Origin of the sequence: Streptomyces regalis, from assembly GCF_001509475.1 — a bacterium.
In the GTDB taxonomy this organism is placed as follows: Bacteria; Actinomycetota; Actinomycetes; order Streptomycetales; family Streptomycetaceae; genus Streptomyces; species Streptomyces regalis.
The window spans coordinates 20,073-41,733 of sequence record NZ_LLZG01000365.1; the positions used below are offsets into that span (position 1 = coordinate 20,073).

19 protein-coding genes and 2 pseudogenes are annotated in these 21,661 nt (G+C 69.0%); 9 read left to right on the plus strand and 12 right to left on the minus strand.

What is annotated here, in order from left to right; translation table 11 throughout:
- Positions 1 to 8: 8 nt before the first annotated feature.
- The 3 genes and pseudogenes from ADL12_RS57025 to iolC form a co-directional block, all read right to left on the minus strand.
- A pseudogene (locus ADL12_RS57025) lies at positions 9 to 119 on the minus strand (5-deoxy-glucuronate isomerase); the annotation flags it as partial.
- Between the two features lie 19 nt (positions 120 to 138).
- Positions 139 to 1,029, minus strand: a complete 891-nt coding sequence (locus ADL12_RS33900; RefSeq protein WP_062709301.1) for a Cgl0159 family (beta/alpha)8-fold protein — start codon at positions 1,027 to 1,029, stop codon at positions 139 to 141.
- Positions 1,026 to 1,976, minus strand: coding sequence for a 5-dehydro-2-deoxygluconokinase (gene iolC / locus ADL12_RS33905; protein WP_062709305.1), 951 nt, complete (start codon positions 1,974 to 1,976; stop codon positions 1,026 to 1,028). Before iolC ends, ADL12_RS33900 begins: the two co-directional genes overlap by 4 nt.
- A 124-nt stretch (positions 1,977 to 2,100) precedes the next feature.
- Between iolC and ADL12_RS33910 the strand changes: the two genes are divergently transcribed.
- From ADL12_RS33910 to ADL12_RS33920, 3 genes are all read left to right on the plus strand, one after another.
- Complete coding sequence (locus tag ADL12_RS33910) at positions 2,101 to 3,018, plus strand: sugar phosphate isomerase/epimerase family protein (RefSeq protein ID WP_062709404.1); 918 nt, start codon at positions 2,101 to 2,103, stop codon at positions 3,016 to 3,018.
- Positions 3,019 to 3,383: 365 nt separating this feature from the next.
- Positions 3,384 to 3,584: a helix-turn-helix transcriptional regulator gene (locus ADL12_RS33915; RefSeq protein ID WP_062709308.1), complete on the plus strand. Its 201-nt coding sequence runs from the start codon at positions 3,384 to 3,386 to the stop codon at positions 3,582 to 3,584.
- A gap of 52 nt (positions 3,585 to 3,636) precedes the next feature.
- Positions 3,637 to 4,197 (plus strand): GNAT family N-acetyltransferase, encoded by a 561-nt coding sequence (locus tag ADL12_RS33920; protein WP_062709311.1) that lies wholly within the window; start codon positions 3,637 to 3,639, stop codon positions 4,195 to 4,197.
- Between the two features lie 7 nt (positions 4,198 to 4,204).
- Here the strand turns inward: ADL12_RS33920 and ADL12_RS33925 are convergent, their stop codons facing one another.
- Positions 4,205 to 5,248, minus strand: a complete 1,044-nt coding sequence (locus tag ADL12_RS33925; protein WP_062709314.1) for a zinc-dependent alcohol dehydrogenase family protein — start codon at positions 5,246 to 5,248, stop codon at positions 4,205 to 4,207.
- Between the two features lie 76 nt (positions 5,249 to 5,324).
- Positions 5,325 to 7,565: an MMPL family transporter gene (locus ADL12_RS33930; RefSeq protein ID WP_062709316.1), complete on the minus strand. Its 2,241-nt coding sequence runs from the start codon at positions 7,563 to 7,565 to the stop codon at positions 5,325 to 5,327.
- Between the two features lie 161 nt (positions 7,566 to 7,726).
- Here ADL12_RS33930 and ADL12_RS33935 point away from each other — a divergent pair, with 161 nt between their 5' ends.
- The 3 genes from ADL12_RS33935 to ADL12_RS33945 all read left to right on the plus strand — a co-directional run bounded on the left by ADL12_RS33935 (position 7,727) and on the right by ADL12_RS33945 (position 11,223).
- Complete coding sequence (locus ADL12_RS33935; RefSeq protein WP_062709319.1) at positions 7,727 to 8,386, plus strand: TetR/AcrR family transcriptional regulator; 660 nt, start codon at positions 7,727 to 7,729, stop codon at positions 8,384 to 8,386.
- 297 nt (positions 8,387 to 8,683) lie between these two features.
- A complete protein-coding gene (locus ADL12_RS33940) occupies positions 8,684 to 8,923 on the plus strand; it encodes a heavy-metal-associated domain-containing protein (RefSeq protein WP_062709407.1) in 240 nt (79 codons plus the stop codon).
- 8 nt (positions 8,924 to 8,931) lie between these two features.
- On the plus strand, positions 8,932 to 11,223 hold the full coding sequence (locus ADL12_RS33945; protein ID WP_079052425.1) for a heavy metal translocating P-type ATPase: 2,292 nt from the start codon (positions 8,932 to 8,934) through the stop codon (positions 11,221 to 11,223).
- Positions 11,224 to 12,120: 897 nt separating this feature from the next.
- Here ADL12_RS33945 and ADL12_RS33950 read toward each other — a convergent pair.
- The 4 genes from ADL12_RS33950 to ADL12_RS33965 form a co-directional block, all read right to left on the minus strand.
- Positions 12,121 to 13,410 (minus strand): citrate synthase, encoded by a 1,290-nt coding sequence (locus ADL12_RS33950; RefSeq protein ID WP_062709322.1) that lies wholly within the window; start codon positions 13,408 to 13,410, stop codon positions 12,121 to 12,123.
- A gap of 266 nt (positions 13,411 to 13,676) precedes the next feature.
- Positions 13,677 to 15,935 carry an SF1B family DNA helicase RecD2 gene (gene recD2, locus ADL12_RS33955; RefSeq protein ID WP_062709325.1) on the minus strand — a complete coding sequence of 753 codons (2,259 nt, stop codon included), beginning with the start codon at positions 15,933 to 15,935 and terminating at the stop codon, positions 13,677 to 13,679.
- Positions 15,936 to 15,980: 45 nt separating this feature from the next.
- Entirely contained in the window at positions 15,981 to 16,175 is a 195-nt protein-coding gene (locus tag ADL12_RS33960; RefSeq protein WP_062709328.1) for a DUF397 domain-containing protein, read from the minus strand.
- An 8-nt stretch (positions 16,176 to 16,183) separates the two neighbouring features.
- Positions 16,184 to 17,035, minus strand: coding sequence for a helix-turn-helix domain-containing protein (locus tag ADL12_RS33965; RefSeq protein WP_062709331.1), 852 nt, complete (start codon positions 17,033 to 17,035; stop codon positions 16,184 to 16,186).
- A 203-nt stretch (positions 17,036 to 17,238) separates the two neighbouring features.
- Between ADL12_RS33965 and ADL12_RS33970 the strand changes: the two genes are divergently transcribed.
- On the plus strand, positions 17,239 to 17,652 hold the full coding sequence (locus tag ADL12_RS33970; protein WP_062709335.1) for an ATP-binding protein: 414 nt from the start codon (positions 17,239 to 17,241) through the stop codon (positions 17,650 to 17,652).
- 335 nt (positions 17,653 to 17,987) lie between these two features.
- Here ADL12_RS33970 and coaD read toward each other — a convergent pair whose 3' ends face one another.
- Both coaD and ADL12_RS51320 read right to left on the minus strand, forming a co-directional pair.
- Positions 17,988 to 18,413, minus strand: coding sequence for a pantetheine-phosphate adenylyltransferase (gene coaD, locus ADL12_RS33975; protein ID WP_062709338.1), 426 nt, complete (start codon positions 18,411 to 18,413; stop codon positions 17,988 to 17,990).
- Positions 18,414 to 18,770: 357 nt separating this feature from the next.
- A complete protein-coding gene (locus tag ADL12_RS51320) occupies positions 18,771 to 18,986 on the minus strand; it encodes a hypothetical protein (RefSeq protein WP_079052426.1) in 216 nt (71 codons plus the stop codon).
- 384 nt (positions 18,987 to 19,370) lie between these two features.
- Here ADL12_RS51320 and ADL12_RS33985 point away from each other — a divergent pair, with 384 nt between their 5' ends.
- On the plus strand, positions 19,371 to 19,895 hold the full coding sequence (locus ADL12_RS33985; protein ID WP_062709344.1) for a DUF6879 family protein: 525 nt from the start codon (positions 19,371 to 19,373) through the stop codon (positions 19,893 to 19,895).
- Between the two features lie 20 nt (positions 19,896 to 19,915).
- Positions 19,916 to 20,764 carry a helix-turn-helix domain-containing protein gene (locus ADL12_RS33990; protein ID WP_062709346.1) on the plus strand — a complete coding sequence of 283 codons (849 nt, stop codon included), beginning with the start codon at positions 19,916 to 19,918 and terminating at the stop codon, positions 20,762 to 20,764.
- A 23-nt stretch (positions 20,765 to 20,787) separates the two neighbouring features.
- On the opposite strand, the pseudogene ADL12_RS51325 reads toward ADL12_RS33990, so the two are convergent.
- Positions 20,788 to 21,218, minus strand: a pseudogene (locus ADL12_RS51325) (YrrC family ATP-dependent DNA helicase); the annotation flags it as partial.
- Positions 21,219 to 21,661: the final 443 nt, after the last annotated feature.

The following is a 21,661-nucleotide window of genomic DNA, read 5'->3' on the forward strand; positions in this document are numbered from 1 at the left end:
GGGTTATCGGGGACCTCCGGCGCGGGGCCGTAGCGGGCGGGGAGTCTTCGCTCGCACTTCGCTCCTGCCAAAGCAAAGCGGCTACCCGCGCCGGAGGCGTTCTGTGGGCGGAACGTACGGCTCGTGGTCATGGCGACCTCACAGGAGTCCTACGGCAGTGTCCACCGCGGCGGCAACGTCCCCGTCCGCCGGGTAGAGCAGCGAGCGGCCGACCACCAGGCCCCGCACGGTGGGCAGTTGGAGGGCGCCGCGCCACTTCTCGTATGCCCCGGCTTGTTCCTCTGCGGAGCCGCCGACCTCACCCCCCAGGAGTACGGCGGGCAGGGTGGAGGTCGCCATGACCTCGGCCATGTCGTCGGGGTTGTCGGTGACCGGCACCTTCAGCCAGGTGTAGGCCGAAGTGCCGCCCAGGCCGGAGGCGATGGCGATGGACTTGATGACGGCCTCGGCGGACAGGTCGTTGGTGACCTTGCCCTCGGGGGTGCGGTGGCTGATGAACGGCTCGACGAAGACCGGGAGTCGGCGTGCGGCCATCTCGTCGATGGCGCGGGCGGTGGACTCCAGGGTGGTGAGGGAGCCCGGGTCGTCGTAGTCGATGCGCAGGAGCAGCTTGCCGGCGTCGAACCCGAGGCGCTGGATGTCCTCGGGGCGGTGGCCGGTGAAGCGGTCGTCGAGCTCGAAGCTCGCGCCCTGAAGGCCGCCGCGGTTCATGGAGCCCATGACGACCTTGCCGTCGAGGGCGCCGAGCAGCAGCAGGTCGTCGAGGATGTCGGCGGTCGCGAGGACGCCGTCGACGCCGGGGCGGGACAGGGCCAGGCAGAGTCGTTCGAGCAGGTCGGCGCGGTTGGCCATGGCGAGCCCCCGGCCGCCGACGCCGAGGGCGCCGCGGGCCGGGTGGTCGGCGGCGACGATCATCAGCCGGCCGGAGTCGCCGAGGAGGGGCCGCCGGGTGCGGCGGGCGGCGGCCTCCGCGATCGCCTCGGGGCGCTGGGTGCGGATGCGGACGAGTTCCGCGATGTCGACGCTCACTTGACGGCCCCCGCGGCGATCGCGGCCTCGATCTCGTCCGGCGTCGGCATCGCGGAGGAGCACTCCAGGCGGGAGGCCACGATGGCGCCGGCGGCGTTGGCGTGCCGCATGATCTTCTCCAGGTCCCAGCCTTCCAGCAGCCCGTGGCAGAGGGAGCCGCCGAAGGCGTCACCGGCGCCGAGGCCGTTGAGGACGTTCACCGGGAGGGGCGGGACCTCGGCCTGGTCGCCCTTGCTGTTGACGGCGAGGACGCCCTTGGGGCCCTGCTTGACGACGGCGATCTCGACACCGGCGTCGAGGAGCGCGCGGGCGGCGGCATGGGGCTCACGGACGCCGGTGGCGACCTCCACCTCGTCGAGGTTGCCGACGGCGACGGTGGTGTGCTTCAGGGCCTCGGCGTAGAAGGGGCGGGCCGCGTCCGGGTCGCTCCAGAACATGGGGCGCCAGTCGAGGTCGAAGACCGTCGCAGCGGACTTGGCGCGGTGGGCGAGGGCCGCCAGCGTCGCCGTACGGCTGGGCTCCTCGCTCAGGCCGGTGCCGGTGATCCAGAAGATCCGGGCGTCGCGGATGGCGTCGAGGTCGAGCTCGTGGGCGTCGATCTCCAGGTCCGGGGCCTTGGGCCGGCGGTAGAAGTACAGCGGGAAGTCGTCCGGCGGGAAGACCTCGCAGAAGGTGACCGGGGTGGGCAGGCCCGGGACCGGGGTCACCCAGCGGTCGTCGACGCCGAAACCCTGCAGGGCCTCGTGGAGGTAGGTGCCGAAGGGGTCGTCGCCGGTGCGGGTGATCACCGCGGTACGCCGTCCCAGGCGGGCCGCGGCGACCGCGACGTTCGTCGCCGAGCCGCCGAGGAACTTGCCGAAGGACGTGACCTGCGGCAGCGGGACGCCGGTCTGCAGCGGGTAGAGGTCCACTCCGATCCGCCCCATGGTGATCAGGTCGTACGCCATCGCGTTCCCTTCGTATCGGCTCTCCCGGCTTTGTAGTCCGCCGCACGCAGCCCTGTCAATGTTTTGTCCAGACATTCGGACCAGACCTTGACAGCGCTTGCCGTGCGCGCTGAAGCTGACCGCCATGACGTCGTTGTCACCTCAGTCCTCACTGTCCCGCATCCGCATCGGGTCGGCTCCCGACTCGTGGGGCGTCTGGTTCCCGGACGACCCCGCCCAGGTCCCCTGGCAGCGCTTCCTCGACGAGGTCGCCGAGTCCGGCTACGAGTGGATCGAGCTGGGCCCGTACGGGTACCTGCCGACCGATCCCGCCGTCCTCACCGAGGAGACGGCCAGGCGTGGCCTGAAGGTGTCGGCCGGGACGGTGTTCACGGGGCTGCACCACGGTGCGGCCGTGTGGGAGAAGACCTGGGCGCACGTCGCGGACAACGCCGTGCTCGCGCAGGCGATGGGGGCGAAGCACCTGGTCGTCATCCCGTCCTTCTGGCGGGACGACAAGACCGGTGAAGTGCTGGAGCCGGACACCCTGACGCCCGAGCAGTGGCGGAACCTGACCTCGCTGACCGAGCGGCTGGGGCGTGAGGTGCGCGAGCGGTACGGGTTGCGGATCGTCGTCCATCCGCATGCCGACACGCACATCGACAGCGAGGAGAACGTCGTCCGGTTCCTCGACGGGACCGACTCCGACCTGGTGTCGCTGTGCCTGGACACGGGGCACTACGCGTACTGCGGCGGGGACAGCGTCAAGCTGATCGAGACGTACGGGTCGCGGATCGGGTATCTGCATCTGAAGCAGGTGGATCCGGAGATCCTGGCCGACGTACGGGCGAAGGGGACGCCGTTCGGGCCGGCCGTGGCTCAGGGCGTGATGTGTGAACCGCCGGGCGGGGTGCCCGCGTTGGGGCCGGTGCTGGAGGCCGCGGGGAAGCTGGACGTGGATCTGTTCGCGATTGTCGAGCAGGACATGTACCCGTGCGAGCCGGACACTCCGCTGCCGATCGCGCGGCGGACGCGGGCCTTTCTGAGGTCGTGCGGGGCGTAGCCCTCCGGGGGTGGGCCGGGCGTATACAGGGGTGCCGGGTGCTGTGGTTTTGCGGGTGAGGGTTCGCCCCTGAGGCGGTGGCAGCCCGGGCGACCTTGTCGCTCGGCCCCGCTGACCCCCGTTGTCAATGCGCCGCGCCCTTGCGCTCGCGTGCGCCTTTGCGTCACCTGTGTCACAAACGCACCTTTCCTGTCACGTGTGTCGCAAGTACGCGGGCCTTGCGTCACACCCGGTGCACAGGCCCTTTCCCCTTCTCACGCTGCGCCGTTCACGGGGCACAGGCTTTGTGATCGCCAGCGCAGCGCACGGTCCCCCCGACGACCGCACCTGGTCGCCGCCGCGGCGCGCGCAGGGAGGTGCAACTGATGACCGACCGAAGGCTCTGGTCGTACAAGGAGATCGCGGCGCACATCAAGGTGCAGCCGGACACCGTGCGGTCGTACCGCAAGCACGGGTTGCTGCCATCGCCGGACCATGTGGAGGGCGGCAAGCCCTTCTGGTACGCGGACACCGTGCGGGCCTGGGTGGAGTCCCGGCCGGGGAACCGGGGGCGCAGATCGGGCTGACCTCCCAAAAAAATCACCTGTGCCCCACCGGTGGGTGGGGCACAGTCGCTCCATGAGCGACTTCTCCGTAAAACCCGTACTCCGCGGCGAGCGGGCGCTGCTGCGTCCCTTCACGGAAGAGGACGTTCCCGTGATGGCGCGCATCCTGTCCGACCCCGAGGTGATTCGGCTCACCGGCAGCTCGGAGGAGGAGTTCGGACTGGACCGGCTGCGCGCCTGGTATGGGAGCCGGAACGACCAGACCGACCGGCTCGACCTCGGCATCGTGGACCGGGAGAGCGGCGAACTCGTCGGCGAGGCCGTCCTGAACGAGTGGGACGAGCCCAACCGCAACTGCAGCTTCCGCATCCTGATCGGTCCCGGCGGACGCGACCGAGGCCTGGGTACGGAAGCCGTCAGGCTGATGGTGGGCCACGGCTTCGAGCAACTCGGGCTGCATCGGATCCAGTTGGAGGCCTACGGCCACAATCACCGTGCCCTACGGGTCTACGAGAAGGCCGGTTTCGTGGTGGAAGGGGTTCGGCGGGAAGCCGACCTGCGGGACGGCCAGTGGGTCGACTGGGTGTTCATGGCCATCCTCGACCGCGAGTGGGCGGCCCTGTCCCGGCGGTGAGGGCGCGTCAGCTCCACGGCTCGATCACCGTCACCCCCGCCCCCGGTGCCGTCCCGAGCGCCGTCAGCGCCGACGGCACCGCGTCCAGCGGGATCGTCGATGTCACCAGCAGATCCGGCCGCAGCACTCCCGCGCGCACCAGCTCCAGCATCGGCGGGTAGGTGTGCGCCGCCATGCCGTGGCTGCCCAGCAGTTCCAGTTCGAGGGCGATCGCGCGGGCCATGGGGACGGGGGTCGTGCCGGACGTCGAGGGCAGCAGGCCCACCTGGACGTGCCGGCCCCGGCGGCGCAGGCCGTTGACGGAGGCGGCGCAGGTGGTGGGTGAGCCGAGGGCGTCCAGGGAGAGGTGGGCGCCGCCGTCGGTCAGGTCACGGACCGCCGCCGCCGTGTCCGGCGTGCCCGACGCGTCCAGGCACTGCACCGCCCCGAACTTCCGGGCCAGGTCCAGGGCCTGCGGTGAGACGTCCACCGCGACGACCCTCGCACCCGACGCCGCCGCGATCATCACCGCCGACAGGCCCACCCCGCCACAGCCGTGCACCGCGACCCACTCCCCCGCCGCCACCCGGCCCTGCTGCACGACCGCCCGGAACGCGGTGGCGAACCGGCAGCCGAGCGAGGCGGCGGTCGCGAAGGACATCTCCTCGGGGACGGCGACGAGGTTGACGTCGGCGTGGTCCAGCGCCACGTACTGGGCGAAGGAGCCCCAGTGGGTGAAGCCGGGCTGGGTCTGGCGCTCGCACACCTGCTGGTCGCCCGCCGCGCACGCCCCGCAGCTGCCGCAGGCGCACACGAAGGGCGCGGTGACCCGGTCGCCGGGGACCCAGCGCGTCACCCGGTCGCCCACCGCCTCGACGACACCGGCGAGTTCATGGCCCGGCACATGCGGCAGCGTGATGTCCGGGTCGTGGCCCTGCCAGCCGTGCCAGTCGCTGCGGCACAGCCCCGTCGCCTCGACGCGCACGGTCACTCCGTGGGCGGCGGGGTGCGGGTCGGGCACCTCACGTACCTCGGCCGCTTCCCCGTACCGCTCGAACACCACAGCCCGCATCCGCCCCACCTCACCTCTCGTCCGTGTCCGGTGATCACCGCACGGCCTCGCCGGAGATCATCCCTCCCGGCGAACGCTAACTGTGTACCGCCACCTTGTCCCTCTCCTCCACGGCGGCCGAGGCCGGTTCGCCGCCCGACTCGCTCAGCCCGAACCGCTGGTGGAAGCGCCTGAGCGGACCCGGGGCCCACCAGGTCGCCCGGCCTGTGAGGCGCATGACCGCCGGGACCAGGAGGCTGCGGACGATCATCGCGTCCATCAGGACCGCCAGGGCGATACCGAGGCCGAGCATCTTGGTGTTGGTCACCCGGGAGGTGCCTATCGCGACCATCACCACCGCGAGGATCACGGCGGCGGCGGTTATCAGCCCGCCGGTGCGCTGCAGGCCGTGCCGGACCGCCTGGTCGTGGTCACCGGTCGCGTCGTATTCCTCCTTGATGCGGGACAGCAGGAACACGCCGTAGTCCATCGACAGGCCGAAGGCGACACAGAACATCAGCACCGGGAGAGTCGTCTCGATCGAGCCGGGGCTGGTGAAGCCCAGCAGGCCGGACAGATGACCGTCCTGGAAGACCCAGACCACCGCGCCGAACATCGCCGTCAGGCTCAGCGCGTTGAGCACCACCGCCTGGATCGGGATCAGCACGCTGCCCGTCAGGAGGAACACCAGCAGCAGGGTGACGATCGCGATGAAGGCGGCCGCCATCGGCAGGCGTTCGGCTATCGCGTCCTTGGAGTCGACCAGAACCGCCGCGGCGCCGGTCACCTCGGTGTCGAACGGCGCCTGTGTGGCGCGCAGTTCACCCACCAGGGCCTGCGCCGGGCCGTCCACCGCCTCGCCCTTCGGCAGCACCGTGAAATACGCCGACTCGCGCTTCACCAGTGGCCCGTCGACCCGCAGTACATCCGGCAGCTCCGCGATCCGCTCCTTGTACGCGGCGTACTGCGCCGGCGTGGCCCGGCCCTCGGCGAGCACCTCCAGGCCGCCGCCGGGGCTGCCCGGGAAGCCGTCGCGGATGTGCTGCTGCACGACATGGGACTCGGCGCTCGACGGCAGCTGCCGGTCGTCGGCGGTGCCGAACTTCACGCCCAGGAAGGGCAGTCCGAGCAGAACCAGGACGGCAGTGGTGCCCAGCGCGAAGAAGGGGGCGCGGCGCATCACGAGGTTCGCGGTACGGGTCCAGGCCCTGCCCTCCGCCGTACCGGACGCGCCACCGGACGCCTCACCCGACGGCTTCGGCCGCCCGCGCCGGAGCAGGCGGCGCAGGTCCAGGGAGTTGACCCGGTGGCCGAGCAGGATCAGTGCCGCCGGGAGCAGGATCAGCGCGGCCGCCGCGGCCAGCAGCACCACCGCGATCCCGGCGTAGGCGAAGGACCGCAGGAAGTACTGCGGGAAGACCAGCATCGCCGCGAGGGACACCGCGACCGTGAGGGCCGAGAACAGGACCGTACGGCCGGCCGTGCGCAGGGTCGTGCCGACCGCCGTCAGCGGTTCGGCGCCGGCGGCGAGCTCCTCGCGGAAGCGGCGGACGATGAACAGGGCGTAGTCGACGGCGAGGCCGAGGCCCAGGGCCGTGGTGAGGTTCATCGCGAAGACGGACACGTCGGTGAACTCGGTCAGGCCGCGCAGCACCGCGTTCGTGCCGAGTATCGCGACGATGCCGATACCGAGCGGCAGCAGGGCAGCGACCGCGCTGCCGAAGACCATCACCAGCAGCACCAGGGTGACCGGGAGGGCGATCACCTCGGCGCGGACCAGGTCTTCCTGGATGGTCGTCTGCATCTCGTGCCGCACGGCGACCGGACCGCCGACGCCGACCTCGACCGGGCCGTGCGCGCCCCGGAACTCGGGCGCGATGCGGTCCAGTGTCTCCCCCATCTGCTTCTCGTCGCCGGTGATGCGGGCGGTGATCAGCGCCTCATGGCCGTCCTCGGCGCGCAGGGCGGGAGCCGCCGAGGAGTCCGCCTGCCAGTACGAGCCGACCCCGGTGACGCCCTTCTCCTCGGCCAGTCGCTCCGCGAGCCGCCGGGCCTCGGCGGCGACCGCGGGGTCGTCCACTGAGGCGCGGCCCGCGTCCACCAGGAGCAGGAGGTTGGGCTGGGAGGCGGGGAACTCGCGCTCCAGCGCCTTGGTCGCGTAGGTCGACTCGGCGTCCGGGTCCTCCCAGCCGCCGCTGCCGAGACGGTCGGCGACCCCGCTGCCGGCCAGCACGGCGAGTGCGGTGATCACCAGGGCCACGAGCAGCGACAACCGTGGTCGGGCCGTGACGAAACGGGTCCAGCCTCCGACTCGGGGCGGCCTGTTGACTTCGGTCATTGTGCGGTGTCCCCTTCACCCTGATCCATGCTGTGCGCAGCCGGGCATCATGAAGCTGTCACTGCCATAGACTGACAAACACGAGAGATCGCTCGCGTTTCTCCAGAATGCGAGCGAACACTCGCGTTTGTCAATCGCGTCCGGAGAACTGGGGATAACGCGTGCCCGCCAACCAGGAGAAGGAGCAGCCGCGCCGCCGCCAGGCCCGCGGCGAGCGCCGTATCGCCCAGCTGCTCGAGGCGGCGGCGGCCGTCTTCACCACCACCGGCTACACGGCCGCCAGCACCAACGCCATCGCCCGCGAGGCAGGCGTCTCGCCGGGCACGCTGTACCAGTTCTTCCCGAACAAGGAGGCGATCGCCATAGAGCTCGGCGACCGGCTCATTCACGAGATGCGCGAGACATACGGCGAGGCACTCGCCCCGGTCGACCCCACGACGCCCCTGGAGGAGGCCGTCGGCTCGGCCGTCGACCGGTTCATCGCCTTCAACTGCGAGCACCCGGTGTTCTTCGCGCTGATGCACGGCCCCGACATCCCCGGCCGCATCGCCGAGGAGCACGACGCCCTGCACGCGACCCTGCTGTCCCGGATCGAGGGCCTGCTCGCCGCACTCCTGCCCGACGTCACGCCGGCCGACCTCACCCGGACCGCCCACATGTGCCTGGGCCTGTACAAGGCGGGCCTGGAGCTGGTTCTCGCCCACGAGGGCGCCGAGCGCGAGGCCTACGTCCAAGAGCTGAAGAACGCCCTGATCCGTTACCTCGACCCCTTGGTGGGCACCCGACTCGGACGCCGCGACACGCTGCGAACCGCACCATGACGCACACCTGAGACAAGATGCGCATAAATCAGCTCCCGGGCTCGGGGAAACCCCGCCGTGATCCACTCTCCACCGCCCGGCGCGGCCCCGCATCCCGGGGCACCCCGGGGGCGACGAAGCCGGAGCGCACTGATGTTCACCCGACTCCGGCAGGCACCCGCCTCCTCTCGCACACCCTTCGGGCGCCTCTTGGATCCCTTGGATCCTCTTGGAAAAATACCCCATAGGGGTATACCTTGGAGGTAGAGGGACCCCGTGGGTCCCGTCAGCCCCACATGCCTCGACGAGGAGAACGACATGACCGCCCAGACCGACACCCCGGGTTCCGTCACCACCGTCTACCAGGTGAGCGGCATGAGCTGCGGGCACTGCGAGGGTGCCGTCTCCGGCGAGATCTCCGAACTCCCCGGCGTCAGCTCGGTGAAGGCCGTCGCGGCGACCGGCGAGGTCACCGTCGTCTCCGCGGCCCCGCTGGACGAGGAAGCCGTACGCGCCGCCGTCGACGAGGCGGGCTTCGAACTCATCACCAACGTCTGATCCTGACCATGACCCGCACCACCGACGAACCGCCGATAGCCGTGACGGCCGACACGACCAGTACAGCCGAGTCGACCGGCACCACCGGCACGACTGCCATCTCCGAAGCAGAGCTGCTCATCGGCGGGATGACCTGCGCCTCCTGCGCGGCCCGCGTCGAGAAGAAGCTGAACCGCATGGACGGCGTGACCGCCACGGTGAACTACGCGACGGAGAAGGCGAAGGTCAGCTACCCCGCGGGCATCCAGGTCGCCGACCTGATCGCCACCGTGGTGAAGACGGGCTACACGGCCACGGAGCCGGCCCCTGCGGAGCCCGCGCCCCAAGCCACTGCGGCCGCTCCGGAAGACCCCGAACTGACCGGCTACCGCCGGCGCGTCACCGTCTCCGCGCTGCTCGCCGTCCCCGTCGTCCTGCTGTCGATGATCCCGGCCCTGCAGTTCGACAACTGGCAGTGGCTCGCGCTCACCCTGGCCGCACCGGTCGTCGTCTGGGGCGGACTGCCCTTCCACCGGGCCGCGTTCACGAACGCCCGGCACGGTGCGGCGACCATGGACACGCTGATCTCGATGGGCACGCTGGCCGCGTTCGGGTGGTCGCTGTGGGCGCTGTTCCTCGGCGACGCGGGCATGAGCGGCATGCGCGACGACTTCGAGTTCACGGTCGCGCGCGTGGACGGCGCCTCGCAGATCTACCTCGAAGTGGCGGCCGGGGTCGTCACCTTCATCCTCCTCGGCCGCTATCTGGAGGCTCGCGCCAAGCGCCGCGCGGGGGCGGCGCTGCGGGCACTGATGGAACTGGGCGCGAAGGACGTGACCGTGCTGCGGGACGGCCGCGAGATGCGCGTTCCTGTGGACCGGCTGGCCGTCGGCGACCGGTTCGTCGTACGGCCGGGCGAGAAGATCGCCACCGACGGCACCGTCGTCGAGGGCACCAGCGCGGTGGACGCCTCCATGCTGACTGGCGAGTCGGTGCCGGTGGACGTCACGGTCGGGGACGCGGTCACCGGTGCGACGGTCAACGCGGGCGGACGGCTCGTCGTCGAGGTGACCCGGATCGGCGCCGACACCCGGCTCGCGCGGATGGCGAAGCTGGTGGAGGACGCGCAGAACGGCAAGGCCGAGGTGCAGCGGCTCGCCGACCGGATCTCCGCGGTGTTCGTACCGACGGTCATCGTCCTCGCGGTCGCCACCTTCGGGGCGTGGCTCGGCGTCACCGGTGACACGGTCGCCGCGTTCACCGCGGCCGTCGCGGTCCTGATCATCGCCTGTCCCTGCGCGCTGGGCCTGGCCACTCCCACGGCCCTCATGGTCGGCACGGGGCGCGGCGCGCAGCTCGGCATCCTCATCAAGGGCCCCGAGGTACTGGAGTCCACGCGCCGGGTCGACACCGTCGTCCTGGACAAGACCGGAACGGTCACCACCGGTCGCATGACCCTCCAGAAGGTGTACGCCGCCGAGGGCGAGGACGAGGAACAGGTGCTGCGCCTCGCGGGCGCCGTCGAGCACGCGTCCGAGCATCCCGTTGCCCGGGCGGTGGCCCAGGGCGCTGAGGAGAGGTTCGGGCGGCTGCCGGAGGTCACGGGGTTCGAGAACGTACCCGGGCGGGGCGTGCACGGGCGCGTGGAGGGCCGTGACGTGGCCGTGGGGCGCCTTTTCGACGCGCTGCCCACCGGGCTCGCCCGCGCCAGGGAAGAGGCCGAGAGGGACGGTCGTACGGCCGTCGTGGTCGGGTGGGACGGAGTGGCACGCGGTGTCGTCGCCGTCGCGGACGCGGTGAAGGAGACCAGCGCCGAGGCGGTGCGCGAGCTGCGCGCGCTGGGGCTGGCTCCGGTGCTGCTGACCGGGGACAACCGGACGGTCGCCGAGGCCGTGGCGGACGCGGTCGGTATAGATCAGGTGATCGCGGAGGTCCTGCCCGAGGACAAGGTGGAAGCCGTACGGCGACTGCAGCGCGAGGGGCGGTGCGTCGCGATGGTCGGCGACGGCGTCAACGACGCGGCCGCGCTCGCCACCGCCGATCTGGGTCTCGCCCTGGGCACCGGGACTGACGCGGCGATCGAGGCGGGCGATCTGACGCTGGTGCGCGGGGATCTGCGGGTGGCGGCGGACGCGATCCGGCTGTCCCGGAAGACGCTGGCCACGATCAAGGGCAACCTGGTGTGGGCCTTCGGGTACAACGTCGCCGCGTTGCCGCTGGCCGCGGCGGGGCTGCTGAACCCGATGATCGCGGGGGCCGCGATGGCGTTCTCCTCGGTGTTCGTGGTGACGAACAGCCTGCGACTGCGGACGTTCCGGTGAATTCGTAGGAAGAACCCCACTGGGCCCCTCTGGAGTCCGACGCCCAGCTCACATAAGCTCTTCACAAGGCTCACGCATCATCCTTACGCTGGGATCCCGATCGCCATATCGGGGCTCTTGCGTATCTAACGGACATATGCAAGAGACGCAGATCACAGTGATGTGAACGTAACCATCGAAGGGGTTCGAAGGTCTAAGTTGACGATGTCAGGCAGCGTCTTGGGGGGCGCTTACTGGCATCTGGGGATGTCTTGGGGGACTTCCTCAGAGTTGCGTTGCCGGGGCACGCACGTCGGGAAGCTTTGAGCGGCCCTCCCGAGTGTGCGCTGTCCCGGCAGACCGCACACCCATGAGTACGACGAGTTTTGCTCGTTCTGCTCAACGGCAGTACCGAAAGACAGCGATTTCAGGCGCTGCTCTCTCAGACGCCCGGCCGGATCCCGTGGGGGGAATCCGCACCGGGACATGGGAAGGCGCCCTGGACGTCGGCCCGTGGGGGGACCGCCGCCAGGGCGCCTTCTTTTATCCGCCTTTTATCCGCGCATACCTGTAGCTGCGGGCCGGCCGCACATAGCCAAGAGCCCCGCACCCGGCCGAAGCCGTGCGCAGGGCTCTGTACGCGAGACCCGAGTGTGACGGGACACCGGCAACCCGGCACCCGTCCCCGGCCGGTGTCAGCGCGCCTCAACAGCAACGACGTCGCGCCCGACCGCACCCGTGCCCGTGCCCATGGTGCCCAGAAGCCCGCAGCATTCGATGACGGCTCCACCGCGGGCCACACCCGGCAGCACGCACAACCCATCGCACGCCACACCGGGAAGCCGGACGGGTTCCCGAAACCGAGGGCACGACCCCACCCACGGGACACCGGCAACCCGGCGCCCCCACCGGCAGGTGTCAGCGCTCCTCGACCGGAACGAAGTCGCGCTCGACGACACCCGTGTAGATCTGGCGCGGGCGGCCGATGCGGGAGCCCGGCTCCTTGATCATCTCGTGCCACTGGGCGATCCAGCCCGGGAGGCGGCCGAGGGCGAACAGGACCGTGAACATCTCGGTCGGGAAGCCCATGGCGCGGTAGATCAGGCCGGTGTAGAAGTCGACGTTCGGGTAGAGGTTGCGCGAGACGAAGTAGTCGTCGGAGAGCGCGTGCTCCTCCAGCTTGAGCGCGATGTCCAGCAGCTCGTCGGACTTGCCGAGGGCCGACAGGACGTCGTGCGCCGCAGCCTTGATGATCTTGGCGCGCGGGTCGAAGGACTTGTACACCCGGTGGCCGAAGCCCATCAGGCGGACGCCGTCCTCCTTGTTCTTCACCTTGTTGATGAAGGAGTCGACGTCGCCGCCGTTCGCCTGGATACCCTCCAGCATCTCCAGCACGGACTGGTTGGCGCCGCCGTGCAGCGGGCCCCAGAGGGCGGAGATGCCGGCCGAGATCGACGCGAACATGTTCGCCTGCGACGAGCCGACCAGACGGACCGTCGACGTCGAACAGTTCTGCTCGTGGTCCGCGTGCAGGATCAGCAGCTTGTCGAGGGCGGAGACGACGACCGGGTCCAGGTCGTACTCCTGCGCCGGCACCGAGAAGGTCATCCGCAGGAAGTTCTCGACGTAGCCGAGGTCGTTGCGCGGGTAGACGAACGGGTGGCCGATCGACTTCTTGTAGGCGTACGCCGCGATCGTCGGAAGCTTGGCGAGCAGACGGATCGTCGAGAGGTTGCGCTGCGTCTCGTCGAACGGATTGTGGCTGTCCTGGTAGAACGTGGACAGCGCGGAGACGACCGACGACAGCATGGCCATCGGGTGGGCGTCGCGCGGGAAGCCCTTGTAGAAGTTCTTGACGTCCTCGTGCAGCAGGGTGTGCTGCGTGATCTCGTTCTTGAAGGTCGAGAGCTCGTCGACGGTCGGCAGCTCACCGTTGATCAGCAGGTAGGCCACCTCCAGGAAGGTGGAGCGCTCGGCCAGCTGCTCGATCGGGTAGCCGCGGTAGCGGAGGATGCCCGCCTCGCCGTCGAGGTAGGTGACGGCGGATTTATAGGCGGCGGTGTTGCCGTAGCCGCTGTCCAGCGTCACCAGACCGGTCTGGGCGCGGAGCTTGCCGATGTCGAAGCCCTTGTCGCCGACGGTGCTGTCAATCACCGGGTAGGTGTACTCGCCGTCGCCGTACCGCAGTACTACAGAGTTGTCGCTCACGTCTTCCCTCACCGACGTTGTGCCTCATCTTCGAGGTTGCCCTGACTGTCTCTACCCTCCCCCATTCGGCTCAGGAGAGTGCACTCGGGGTCGACCATTGGGCCTATTGGCGGCACTGAGTGCCGCCAACTTGTCATCCTGCCCCCTGTTTTCCCCATCCGGAAGTGCTCTGTGACCTTCACGACTCGTTTGATCGATCATTTTTTTCCATGCCTCACGAATCGCCAGGTCAGAAGGGGGCCCCGGCGGCAAACCAGGAGCAGGGTTCAGGAGGAGCCCGCGAGACGGAAGTCGAGCGCCGTGCAGCGCCGCCCCGCCGACACCGTGCGCACCGCCTGACCGATCGCCTTGCGTGAACCCACTAGGACGACCAGCTGCTTGGCGCGGGTCACCGCCGTGTACAGCAGGTTCCGCTGAAGCATCATCCATGCTCCGGTGGTGACGGGGATCACCACAGCGGGATATTCACTTCCCTGTGAACGGTGGATCGTCACCGCGTACGCATGCGCCAGTTCGTCCAGTTCATCGAATTCGTACGGAACCTCCTCGTCCTCGTCCGTCAGCACCGTGAGCCGCTGGTCGACCGGGTCGAGCGAGGTGACCACGCCCACGGTGCCGTTGAAGACACCGTTCTTCCCCTTCTCGTAATTGTTGCGAATCTGGGTGACCTTGTCGCCGACGCGGAAGACCCGCCCGCCGAACCGCTTCTCCGCCAGATCGGGGCGCCCGGGGGTGACGGCCTGCTGGAGCAGACCGTTCAGGGTGCCCGCGCCGGCGGGCCCGCGGTGCATGGGGGCCAGGACCTGGACGTCCCGGCGCGGGTCGAGGCCGAACTTGGCCGGAATGCGACGGGCCGCCACATCCACCGTGAGCCGTCCGGCCGCCTCCGTGTCGTCCTCGACGAAGAGGAAGAAGTCCTTCATGCCGTCCGTGACCGGGTGCTGCCCGGCGTTGATCCGGTGCGCGTTGGTCACCACGCCGGACTGCTGGGCCTGGCGGAAGACCCGGGTCAGGCGTACGGCCGGGATGGGGCTGCCGTCCGCCAGGAGGTCCCTGAGCACCTCCCCCGCGCCGACGCTGGGCAACTGGTCCACGTCCCCGACGAAGAGCAGATGGGCGCCCGGCGGTACGGCTTTGACCAGCTTGTTGGCGAGCAGCAGGTCCAGCATCGACGCCTCGTCGACCACCACCAGGTCGGCCTGGAGCGGACGGTCCCTGTCGTACGCCGCGTCGCCGCCCGGCTTGAGCTCCAGGAGGCGGTGGACGGTGGAGGCCTCGGCGCCGGTGAGCTCGGCGAGGCGCTTGGCGGCGCGGCCGGTGGGGGCGGCCAGCACGACCCTGGCCTTCTTCGCGCGGGCCAGCTCCACGATCGAGCGGACCGTGAAGGACTTTCCGCAGCCGGGGCCCCCGGTGAGCACGGCGACCTTCTGCGTCAGCGCCAGCTTGACGGCGGCCTCCTGCTCGGGGGCGAGGTCCACACCCGTACGGCCCTTGAGCCAGCCCAGCGCCTTGTCCCAGGCCACGTCATGGAAGCCCGGCATCCGGTCCTCGTCGGTGCGCAGCAGGCGCAACAGCTGGGCGGAGAGGGAGAGTTCGGCCCGGTGGAAGGGGACGAGGTAGACGGCGGTCACGGGCTCGGAGTCGCCGTCGGGGCCGGGCACCTTCTCCCGTACGACACCCGGGTCGCCGCCGTCCTGCGGAACCTCGGCCAGCTCCGTGAGGCATTCGATGACGAGCCCGGTGTCGACCTGGAGCAGCTTCACCGCGTCCGCGATCAGCCGCTCCTCGGGGAGGTAGCAGTTGCCCTGGTCGGTGGCCTGCGAGAGGGCGTACTGCAGGCCAGCCTTGACCCGCTCCGGGCTGTCGTGCGGGATGCCGACGGACTGGGCGATCTTGTCGGCGGTGAGGAAGCCGATGCCCCAGACGTCGGCGGCCAGCCGGTACGGCTGGTTCTTCACGACGGAGATCGAGGCGTCGCCGTACTTCTTGTAGATGCGGACCGCGATCGACGTCGAGACCTCGACCGTCTGGAGGAAGAGCATGACCTCCTTGATCGCCTTCTGCTCCTCCCAGGCGTCGGCGATCTTCTTGGTGCGCTTGGGGCCGAGGCCGGGGACCTCGATGAGCCGCTTGGGCTCCTCCTCGATGATCTTCAGGGTGTCCAGGCCGAAGTGCTGGGTGATGCGGTCGGCGAAGACCGGGCCGATGCCCTTGACCAGGCCGGAGCCGAGGTAGCGGCGGATGCCCTGGACGGTGGCCGGCAGGAGGGTCGTGTAGTTCTCGACGGTGAACTGCTTGCCGTACTGGGGGTGGGAGCCCCAACGGCCCTCCATCCGCAGGGACTCGCCGACCTGGGCTCCCAGCAGTGCGCCGACGACCGTGAGGAGGTCACCCGCTCCTCTGCCGGTGTCTACCCGGGCGACCGTGTAGCCGTTCTCCTCGTTGGCGTACGTGATTCTCTCCAGCACGCCTTCAAGTACGGCCAGCTTCCGCTCGCCCGTGGAGTTCCCCGCCTGGTTGGACATGATCCGACGCTACCGCCCGGGTGTGACAGCGGCGGGGCGTGCGGGTCAGCGGTGGGGGTTCTCCTTGAGGGCTTCGATGAAGGCGGCGAAGGTTTCGGTGGGGAAGGAGAGGGTGCCGTAGGCCGGGGCCTTCGAGTCACGTACGGCCAAGCGGGCGGGGCGATGGGCGATCTCCACGCAGGCGTTGCCGTCGCCGCTGCCGGAGTAGGAAGACTTCCGCCAGTTGTCGGAGGTGGTCACCGCGCGCCTCACAGTTCCTTGGCCAGCCTGAGGATCAAGTCACGCGACCCTGCGGGGTCGAGTGACGCCGCCTCCACTCTACGGAAGAGTGTTCGGAAGACACCAAGCTGGGCTTCGGAGTCAATGAAGACGCTGCCATGGGGACCGTCACGCAGTACGGTATCCAGCTTCGGAACGGCGCCGCCGGCGTACACCATGGCAGCTGTGATGTCGGCGAAATCCTCCAGCTCGAAGGGGATGACACGAACCGTGACGTGGTCCGCCTCGGAGAGTTCCAGGATTCGGTTGAGCTGAGCACGTGAGACAGCGCGCCCGCCGACGCGGATCCGCAGCGCCGCCTCGTGGACCAGCGCTTCGTAGGGAACAGCCCGCTCCGCCCCAATGATGACGCGCCGCTGCATGCGATGGCGGACGCGCAACTCAAGCTCGTTTTTGGGGAGTTGTGGAACACGGCAGGAAAAGAGCGCTCGCGCATAGCCTTCGGTCTGAAGGAGGCCTGGGATGTGCAGGAAGTCCACATCCCAGCGATACGCGGCGTGGTGCTCCAGTTCGGACAGGTCCAGGAACGCTGCGGGCAGGAGGCCCCGGTACTCCTCCCACCAGCCGCGAGTCCGATCGGTGGCCATGGCGATCAGTGCGTCGATGAACTCGGCGTCCGTGCAGGTGTAGTGGGACGCCAGGCGCCGCAGCCGATCCTCACTCACACCGGAGAGTCCGGACTCGATATGGCTGATCTGGACGTGACTCACGCCAAGCTGCGCCGCCGATTCCTTGGCGCTGAAGCCCGCCGCGTCGCGAAGTCTCCGCAACTCGGCCGCCAGGCGCATCTGGCGTGCCGTCGGTTCGCGCCTCGTCGTCATTCACCGCTCCTTGGTGCAACACGCTTGTGAGCACGACTCGTTCGGAGGTCAGATTACGCGATCGGCTTGCGCCACCGAAAATGTAACCCCTACCGTCAGTGATGCGACGCACACGCTGCGGATTGCCGGGGCTCCGGAATCGCACCACTCCGCCCTGCCTCCGCAGCTCTCCGAAATCCCCACCACCGAAACGGAGTTGCCGCATGCCCGAAAACGAGCCCGAGCCCTGGGAGTACTGGCTCTACCTTCCGAACGACCTACGCGCCGTCACCATCAGCCGCCGAACCCTCCGGCTGATCCTCACCATGCACGGCCTCATCGGCCTCGTGGACGTGGCCGAACTCCTCGCAACGGAGCTGGTCAGCAACGCCGTACGGCACACGAAGGGACCCGCCGCCCTGCGCGTGCGCTGGTCGGCGGGCGTGTTGCGGATCGGCGCGTGGGACACGGACCCGGAACCGCCCGAGCCGCCAGGGCCCCTGGAAGGACTCCCTGACGCGGAGGACGGCCGCGGCCTCGCCCTGGTCCGCGCCTGTGCCGACCTCTGGGGCTGGCAACCGCTGACCAGGCACGGGGACCGAGGGAAGTATGTGTGGTGTGAGCTCGCCGCAGCCTGAAACGTTTAGGCAGGTGCGCCCAGGAAGCAAGATGGACACCGACATGCGCACACCCTCATGACCGCTCCTGCGGCGATTCCGGCTTCTTCTTGACGATGGCCGGGCTATGGGAGCCCCGGGAGCGCCGTGACGCAGGGAAAGGCACGGGCCAGGCCCCCGGCTCTCAGCGAGGACGCTGTTGGCGAATTCGTCGTAGGACGCGATTGGCGCGAACTTCCCGGTGACACGCCGCATGTACGCGGTGACGCCGGGACGGACGTGCCAATCGTCGCCGCAGGGCATGCGCCTGGCAGCCGTCGGCCGGATCAGCTGCTGGAAGAGGCTCGCTCAAGTCATCATTCGGGGACACGGTCCTGTTGACTCATCGCGGTGACGAGGGTGGAGGAGATGTGGGCCAGGGCGGGGTCTGCAGCGATGAAGAACGTTTCGACTCCGGCCAGTTCGTGGTTCATGCAGGCCATCGGCATTTCGTAGTCCAGGTCGGGAACGCCGCGGACTCCGCGGATGACGACGTCGATTCCGACTCGGCGGCAGTAGTCGACCAGCAGGCCGCCGGTGTGGGAGTCGACCGTGACGTTGCTCAAGTCAGTTGCTGCCGCGCGGAGCCGGTCCAGCCGTTCCGTGATGGGGAAGCGGCCGGTCTTGTTCGAATTGAACATCACGCACACGACGACCTCGTCGAACAGGAGGGCAGCGCGCCGGAGTACGTCCTGGTGCCCTTGAGTGACCGGGTCGAAGGATCCGGGGAAGAGGGCTCGCATGATCGGAAAGAGTAACAAGCGGCCGCCCCCGGTGGTGAGGTGCCAGGGCAGCCAAACCACCAAGATCAAGCGTGACAGGGAGAACGTCTAGCGGGACGGGACAACCGCAACGTCACACATAGATCACGGCCACGTGGGACACGCTCTTAGCGAGAGCCGGGGGGCGGTCAACGGCTTCGCGTCCGTCGGGCACGCCATCATCGACACGAGTCAGGTGAACGACGATCGGCCGAATGCGGCCCACGCCCTTGCTCTGAATGCTGCGCTCGCATCACGGTCCAAGCCGGGAAACTCCGTGATCACCTTGCGATACGCGCCGCGCTGTCCCACATCGATCAGAAGAGCGGCCCCGGCCCATCATCGGTGGACCCCGGAACTGTGGTCGCGGATCTCGGTGGCGTGGCGCGCAGCCTGCGTAATGTCCCCGGCGTCCTTGGCCGCGTTCAGTTGCTTCCAGTTCGACGCGCAGACCTTGCAGCCGGGGACGGGCACACAGTCCAACAGCCAAGCGTTGAGCCCTACAGGGAGTTCAACGGGCGGTTCCTGGGTGGCCTTGTGTCGCGTAGCTGCCATGGGATGCTCCCGACTGTCCGTGAATCCGGTGACGACGGTAGGAAGCCGCGAACGGGCCGGTCCACGAGGTTGCACGTGGTTGCACATGATCCGTGGTGCCCTTGACGTCCATTGCAGCTCAGCGTGAGGCTCTGCAACCGACAGCAACCGGCTCGACATGGGGAGAGGAAATGAGCCTACGGTTCGTCGGGAAGGATCCTGAGTCCGGGGATCACGGCTGCCCGGCGGTATGGGTGGACGAGGAGTCCCACGATCTTGTCATCCAGGGCACCAGGGCCGACGCCGGCACTGTGGCCCGGACTGTCCAGGACAGCCCGCTGCCGGACCATGAGAGTGTGATCCGGCTACCGCAGCGCATAATCCCGCTGCTGAGGGAGGCACTTGATGGCGCAAAGCCTCAGTAGCTTTGCCGACCTGATCCGGTCCGTGGAACGCTCCGCCGTCCACCTGGAGACAAGAGACGTGTACGCGATCTCCAACGAAGACGAGGGGTTCGCGGCCTGGAAGCGGGGTCACCGGCTCGACCCGGAGGACCAGGAATCGTGGTGGCGTCCCTGGCTCGACCTGGTCCAAGAGGTCACCGCCAAGGGCGTTGTCATCCGCCGCGCCCGGATCGTAGGCGAGCCGCCGAGCGAGTACATCCGCTACGAGCACTCGTTCACGTTCACCAACGTCGCCGCGGGCGAGGAGATCCGTTGGTTGCCGAGGCGGCAGGCTTCCGATCTCGCGCTTCCCGGGAACGACTTCTGGCTCTTCGATGACCGTATCGTTCAGTTCAACGTCTTTGACGGTGACGGGCGCTGGGTCAACACCGACCAGACCGACGCGCCGGCTGTCGTCCAGTTGTGCTCGACAGCCTTCAACGCCGTCTGGGAGAAGGCCATCCCGCACGACAAGTACGTCATCTGAGAAGACCGGTACGCCAGTTCATGTCCACATCCCCGCTGTCCACCGCCCAGGCTGCCCGTGTGGCCATCGCGACGCGCCTGGACGAGATCAGAAAGGACGCCGGGATCACAGGGCATGAGCTGGCGCAACGGTGTGGCTGGCACAAGTCGAAAGCGTCTCGCATCGCACGCGCCAGGACCACCCCGTCCGACGACGACATACGGGCATGGTGCCGGGCCTGTGACGCCGAAGAGCTGGCAGCGGATCTGATCGCCGCCTCCCGAACCGCCGAGTCCATGTACCTGCAGTGGCGGCAGATCCACCGCGACGGCATGCGGCGCGTCCACGAAAGGACCGTCCCGCTGTATGAACGCACGACCCACTTCCGCGTCTACGCCTCGAACGTGGTCCCCGGCATGGTCCAGACCGGCGACTACGCGACGGGGCTCCTGCGGTCCATCACGGACTTCCAGGGCACCCCCGACGACGTGGCCGCCGCCGTCCAGGCACGCCTGAACCGCTCCCGCGTGGTCCATGAGGGCAACCACCGGTTCGCCCTGCTGCTGGAAGAGACAGTGCTCTACTACCGGGTCTGCGACAACGCAGCGATGGCCGGGCAGCTCCGGTACCTTCTGCAAGTCATGTCGCGGCCGAACGTGTCCCTCGGGATCATCCCCTTCACGGCCCGTCGCACCGTGTGGCCCCTGGAAGCCTTCTACGCCTTCGATGGCGCTCAAGTAGCGGTCGAGACCCTGACAGCAGAGGTCAATATCACAGCTCCCGGCGAGATCCAGACGTACTTCAAGGCGTTCGCCGAGCTGTCCCGGATCGCAGTGCACGGCACGGACGCGAGAGCCTGCATCACCAAGGCCATCGACGCCTTCTGCTAAGCCCGACGTCATCGGCCCAGGCAGCCGAGACCGGGGACCTCGATGAGCCGCTTGGGCTCCTCCTCGATGACCGTCAGGGTGTCCAGGCCGAAGTGCTGGGTGATGCGGTCGGCGAAGACCGGGCCGATGCCCTTGACCAGGCCGGAGCCGAGGTAGCGGCGGATGTCCTGGAGGGTGGCCGGGACGACGGTGGTGTAGTTCTCCACCGTGAACTGCTTGCCGTACTGAGGGTGGGAGCCAGCGGCCCTCCAGCCACAGAGCCTCACCTACCTGGGCGCCGAGCGCGCCGAGCAGCGCGCCGACGACCGTGAGCAGGTCGCCGACGCCGCGTCCGGTGTCGACCCCGGGCGACCGTGTAGCCGTTCTCCTCGTTGGCGTACGTGATCCGCTCCAGGACGCCTTCGAGTACCGCCAGTCGCCGTTCGCCCGTGGAGTTCCCCGCCTGGTTGGACATGATCCGACGGTACCGCCCGGCACCGACAGGCCCCGCGACCTCTGCCGCCGGGGGCAGTCACCGTGAGGTGACCCGGTGTTCGATCGGCTTGAGATCAGGGTGCTGCCCCCGGGCCCCCAGAACCGAAGCCGGGCTCCCCACCGGTGCTGGGGAACCCGAGTGCACCGGCGGCTGCTGTGGCTTCCTGTCCGTGGTCGTACAGCGCGCCGGGGATACCGTGCGGTGGACGGACTGGCAGGTTCCGCACCTGGAGACCGCGCCACCGGAGTTCTCCTTCGAAGGCCGCCGGTACGACGTCGAACTGTCGCGCGTGGAGGGGGCTCGGGGCGGACGGAGCCACCCGCCGGCCGTCAGCACCCGTAGCCGGCCCTTCAACAGCAGGCCCCACTGCGGGCACTGGCAGGCGTCGCCGTCGAGGCCCTTGAGGGCGGGGCCCATGTCCG

Excerpts from the sequence above, each read along its gene's own strand:
- iolC (WP_062709305.1), bottom strand. The coding sequence starts at position 1,976 with ATGGCGTACGACCTGATCACCATGGGGCGGATCGGAGTGGACCTCTAC.
- ADL12_RS33910 (WP_062709404.1), top strand. The coding sequence starts at position 2,101 with ATGACGTCGTTGTCACCTCAGTCCTCACTGTCCCGCATCCGCATCGGG.
- ADL12_RS33915 (WP_062709308.1), top strand. The coding sequence starts at position 3,384 with ATGACCGACCGAAGGCTCTGGTCGTACAAGGAGATCGCGGCGCACATC.
- ADL12_RS33920 (WP_062709311.1), top strand. The coding sequence starts at position 3,637 with ATGAGCGACTTCTCCGTAAAACCCGTACTCCGCGGCGAGCGGGCGCTG.
- ADL12_RS33925 (WP_062709314.1), bottom strand. The coding sequence starts at position 5,248 with ATGCGGGCTGTGGTGTTCGAGCGGTACGGGGAAGCGGCCGAGGTACGT.
- ADL12_RS33930 (WP_062709316.1), bottom strand. The coding sequence starts at position 7,565 with ATGACCGAAGTCAACAGGCCGCCCCGAGTCGGAGGCTGGACCCGTTTC.
- ADL12_RS33940 (WP_062709407.1), top strand. The coding sequence starts at position 8,684 with ATGACCGCCCAGACCGACACCCCGGGTTCCGTCACCACCGTCTACCAG.
- ADL12_RS33945 (WP_079052425.1), top strand. The coding sequence starts at position 8,932 with ATGACCCGCACCACCGACGAACCGCCGATAGCCGTGACGGCCGACACG.
- recD2 (WP_062709325.1), bottom strand. The coding sequence starts at position 15,935 with ATGTCCAACCAGGCGGGGAACTCCACGGGCGAGCGGAAGCTGGCCGTA.
- ADL12_RS33965 (WP_062709331.1), bottom strand. The coding sequence starts at position 17,035 with ATGACGACGAGGCGCGAACCGACGGCACGCCAGATGCGCCTGGCGGCC.
- ADL12_RS33970 (WP_062709335.1), top strand. The coding sequence starts at position 17,239 with ATGCCCGAAAACGAGCCCGAGCCCTGGGAGTACTGGCTCTACCTTCCG.
- coaD (WP_062709338.1), bottom strand. The coding sequence starts at position 18,413 with ATGCGAGCCCTCTTCCCCGGATCCTTCGACCCGGTCACTCAAGGGCAC.
- ADL12_RS51320 (WP_079052426.1), bottom strand. The coding sequence starts at position 18,986 with ATGGCAGCTACGCGACACAAGGCCACCCAGGAACCGCCCGTTGAACTC.
- ADL12_RS33985 (WP_062709344.1), top strand. The coding sequence starts at position 19,371 with ATGGCGCAAAGCCTCAGTAGCTTTGCCGACCTGATCCGGTCCGTGGAA.
- ADL12_RS33990 (WP_062709346.1), top strand. The coding sequence starts at position 19,916 with ATGTCCACATCCCCGCTGTCCACCGCCCAGGCTGCCCGTGTGGCCATC.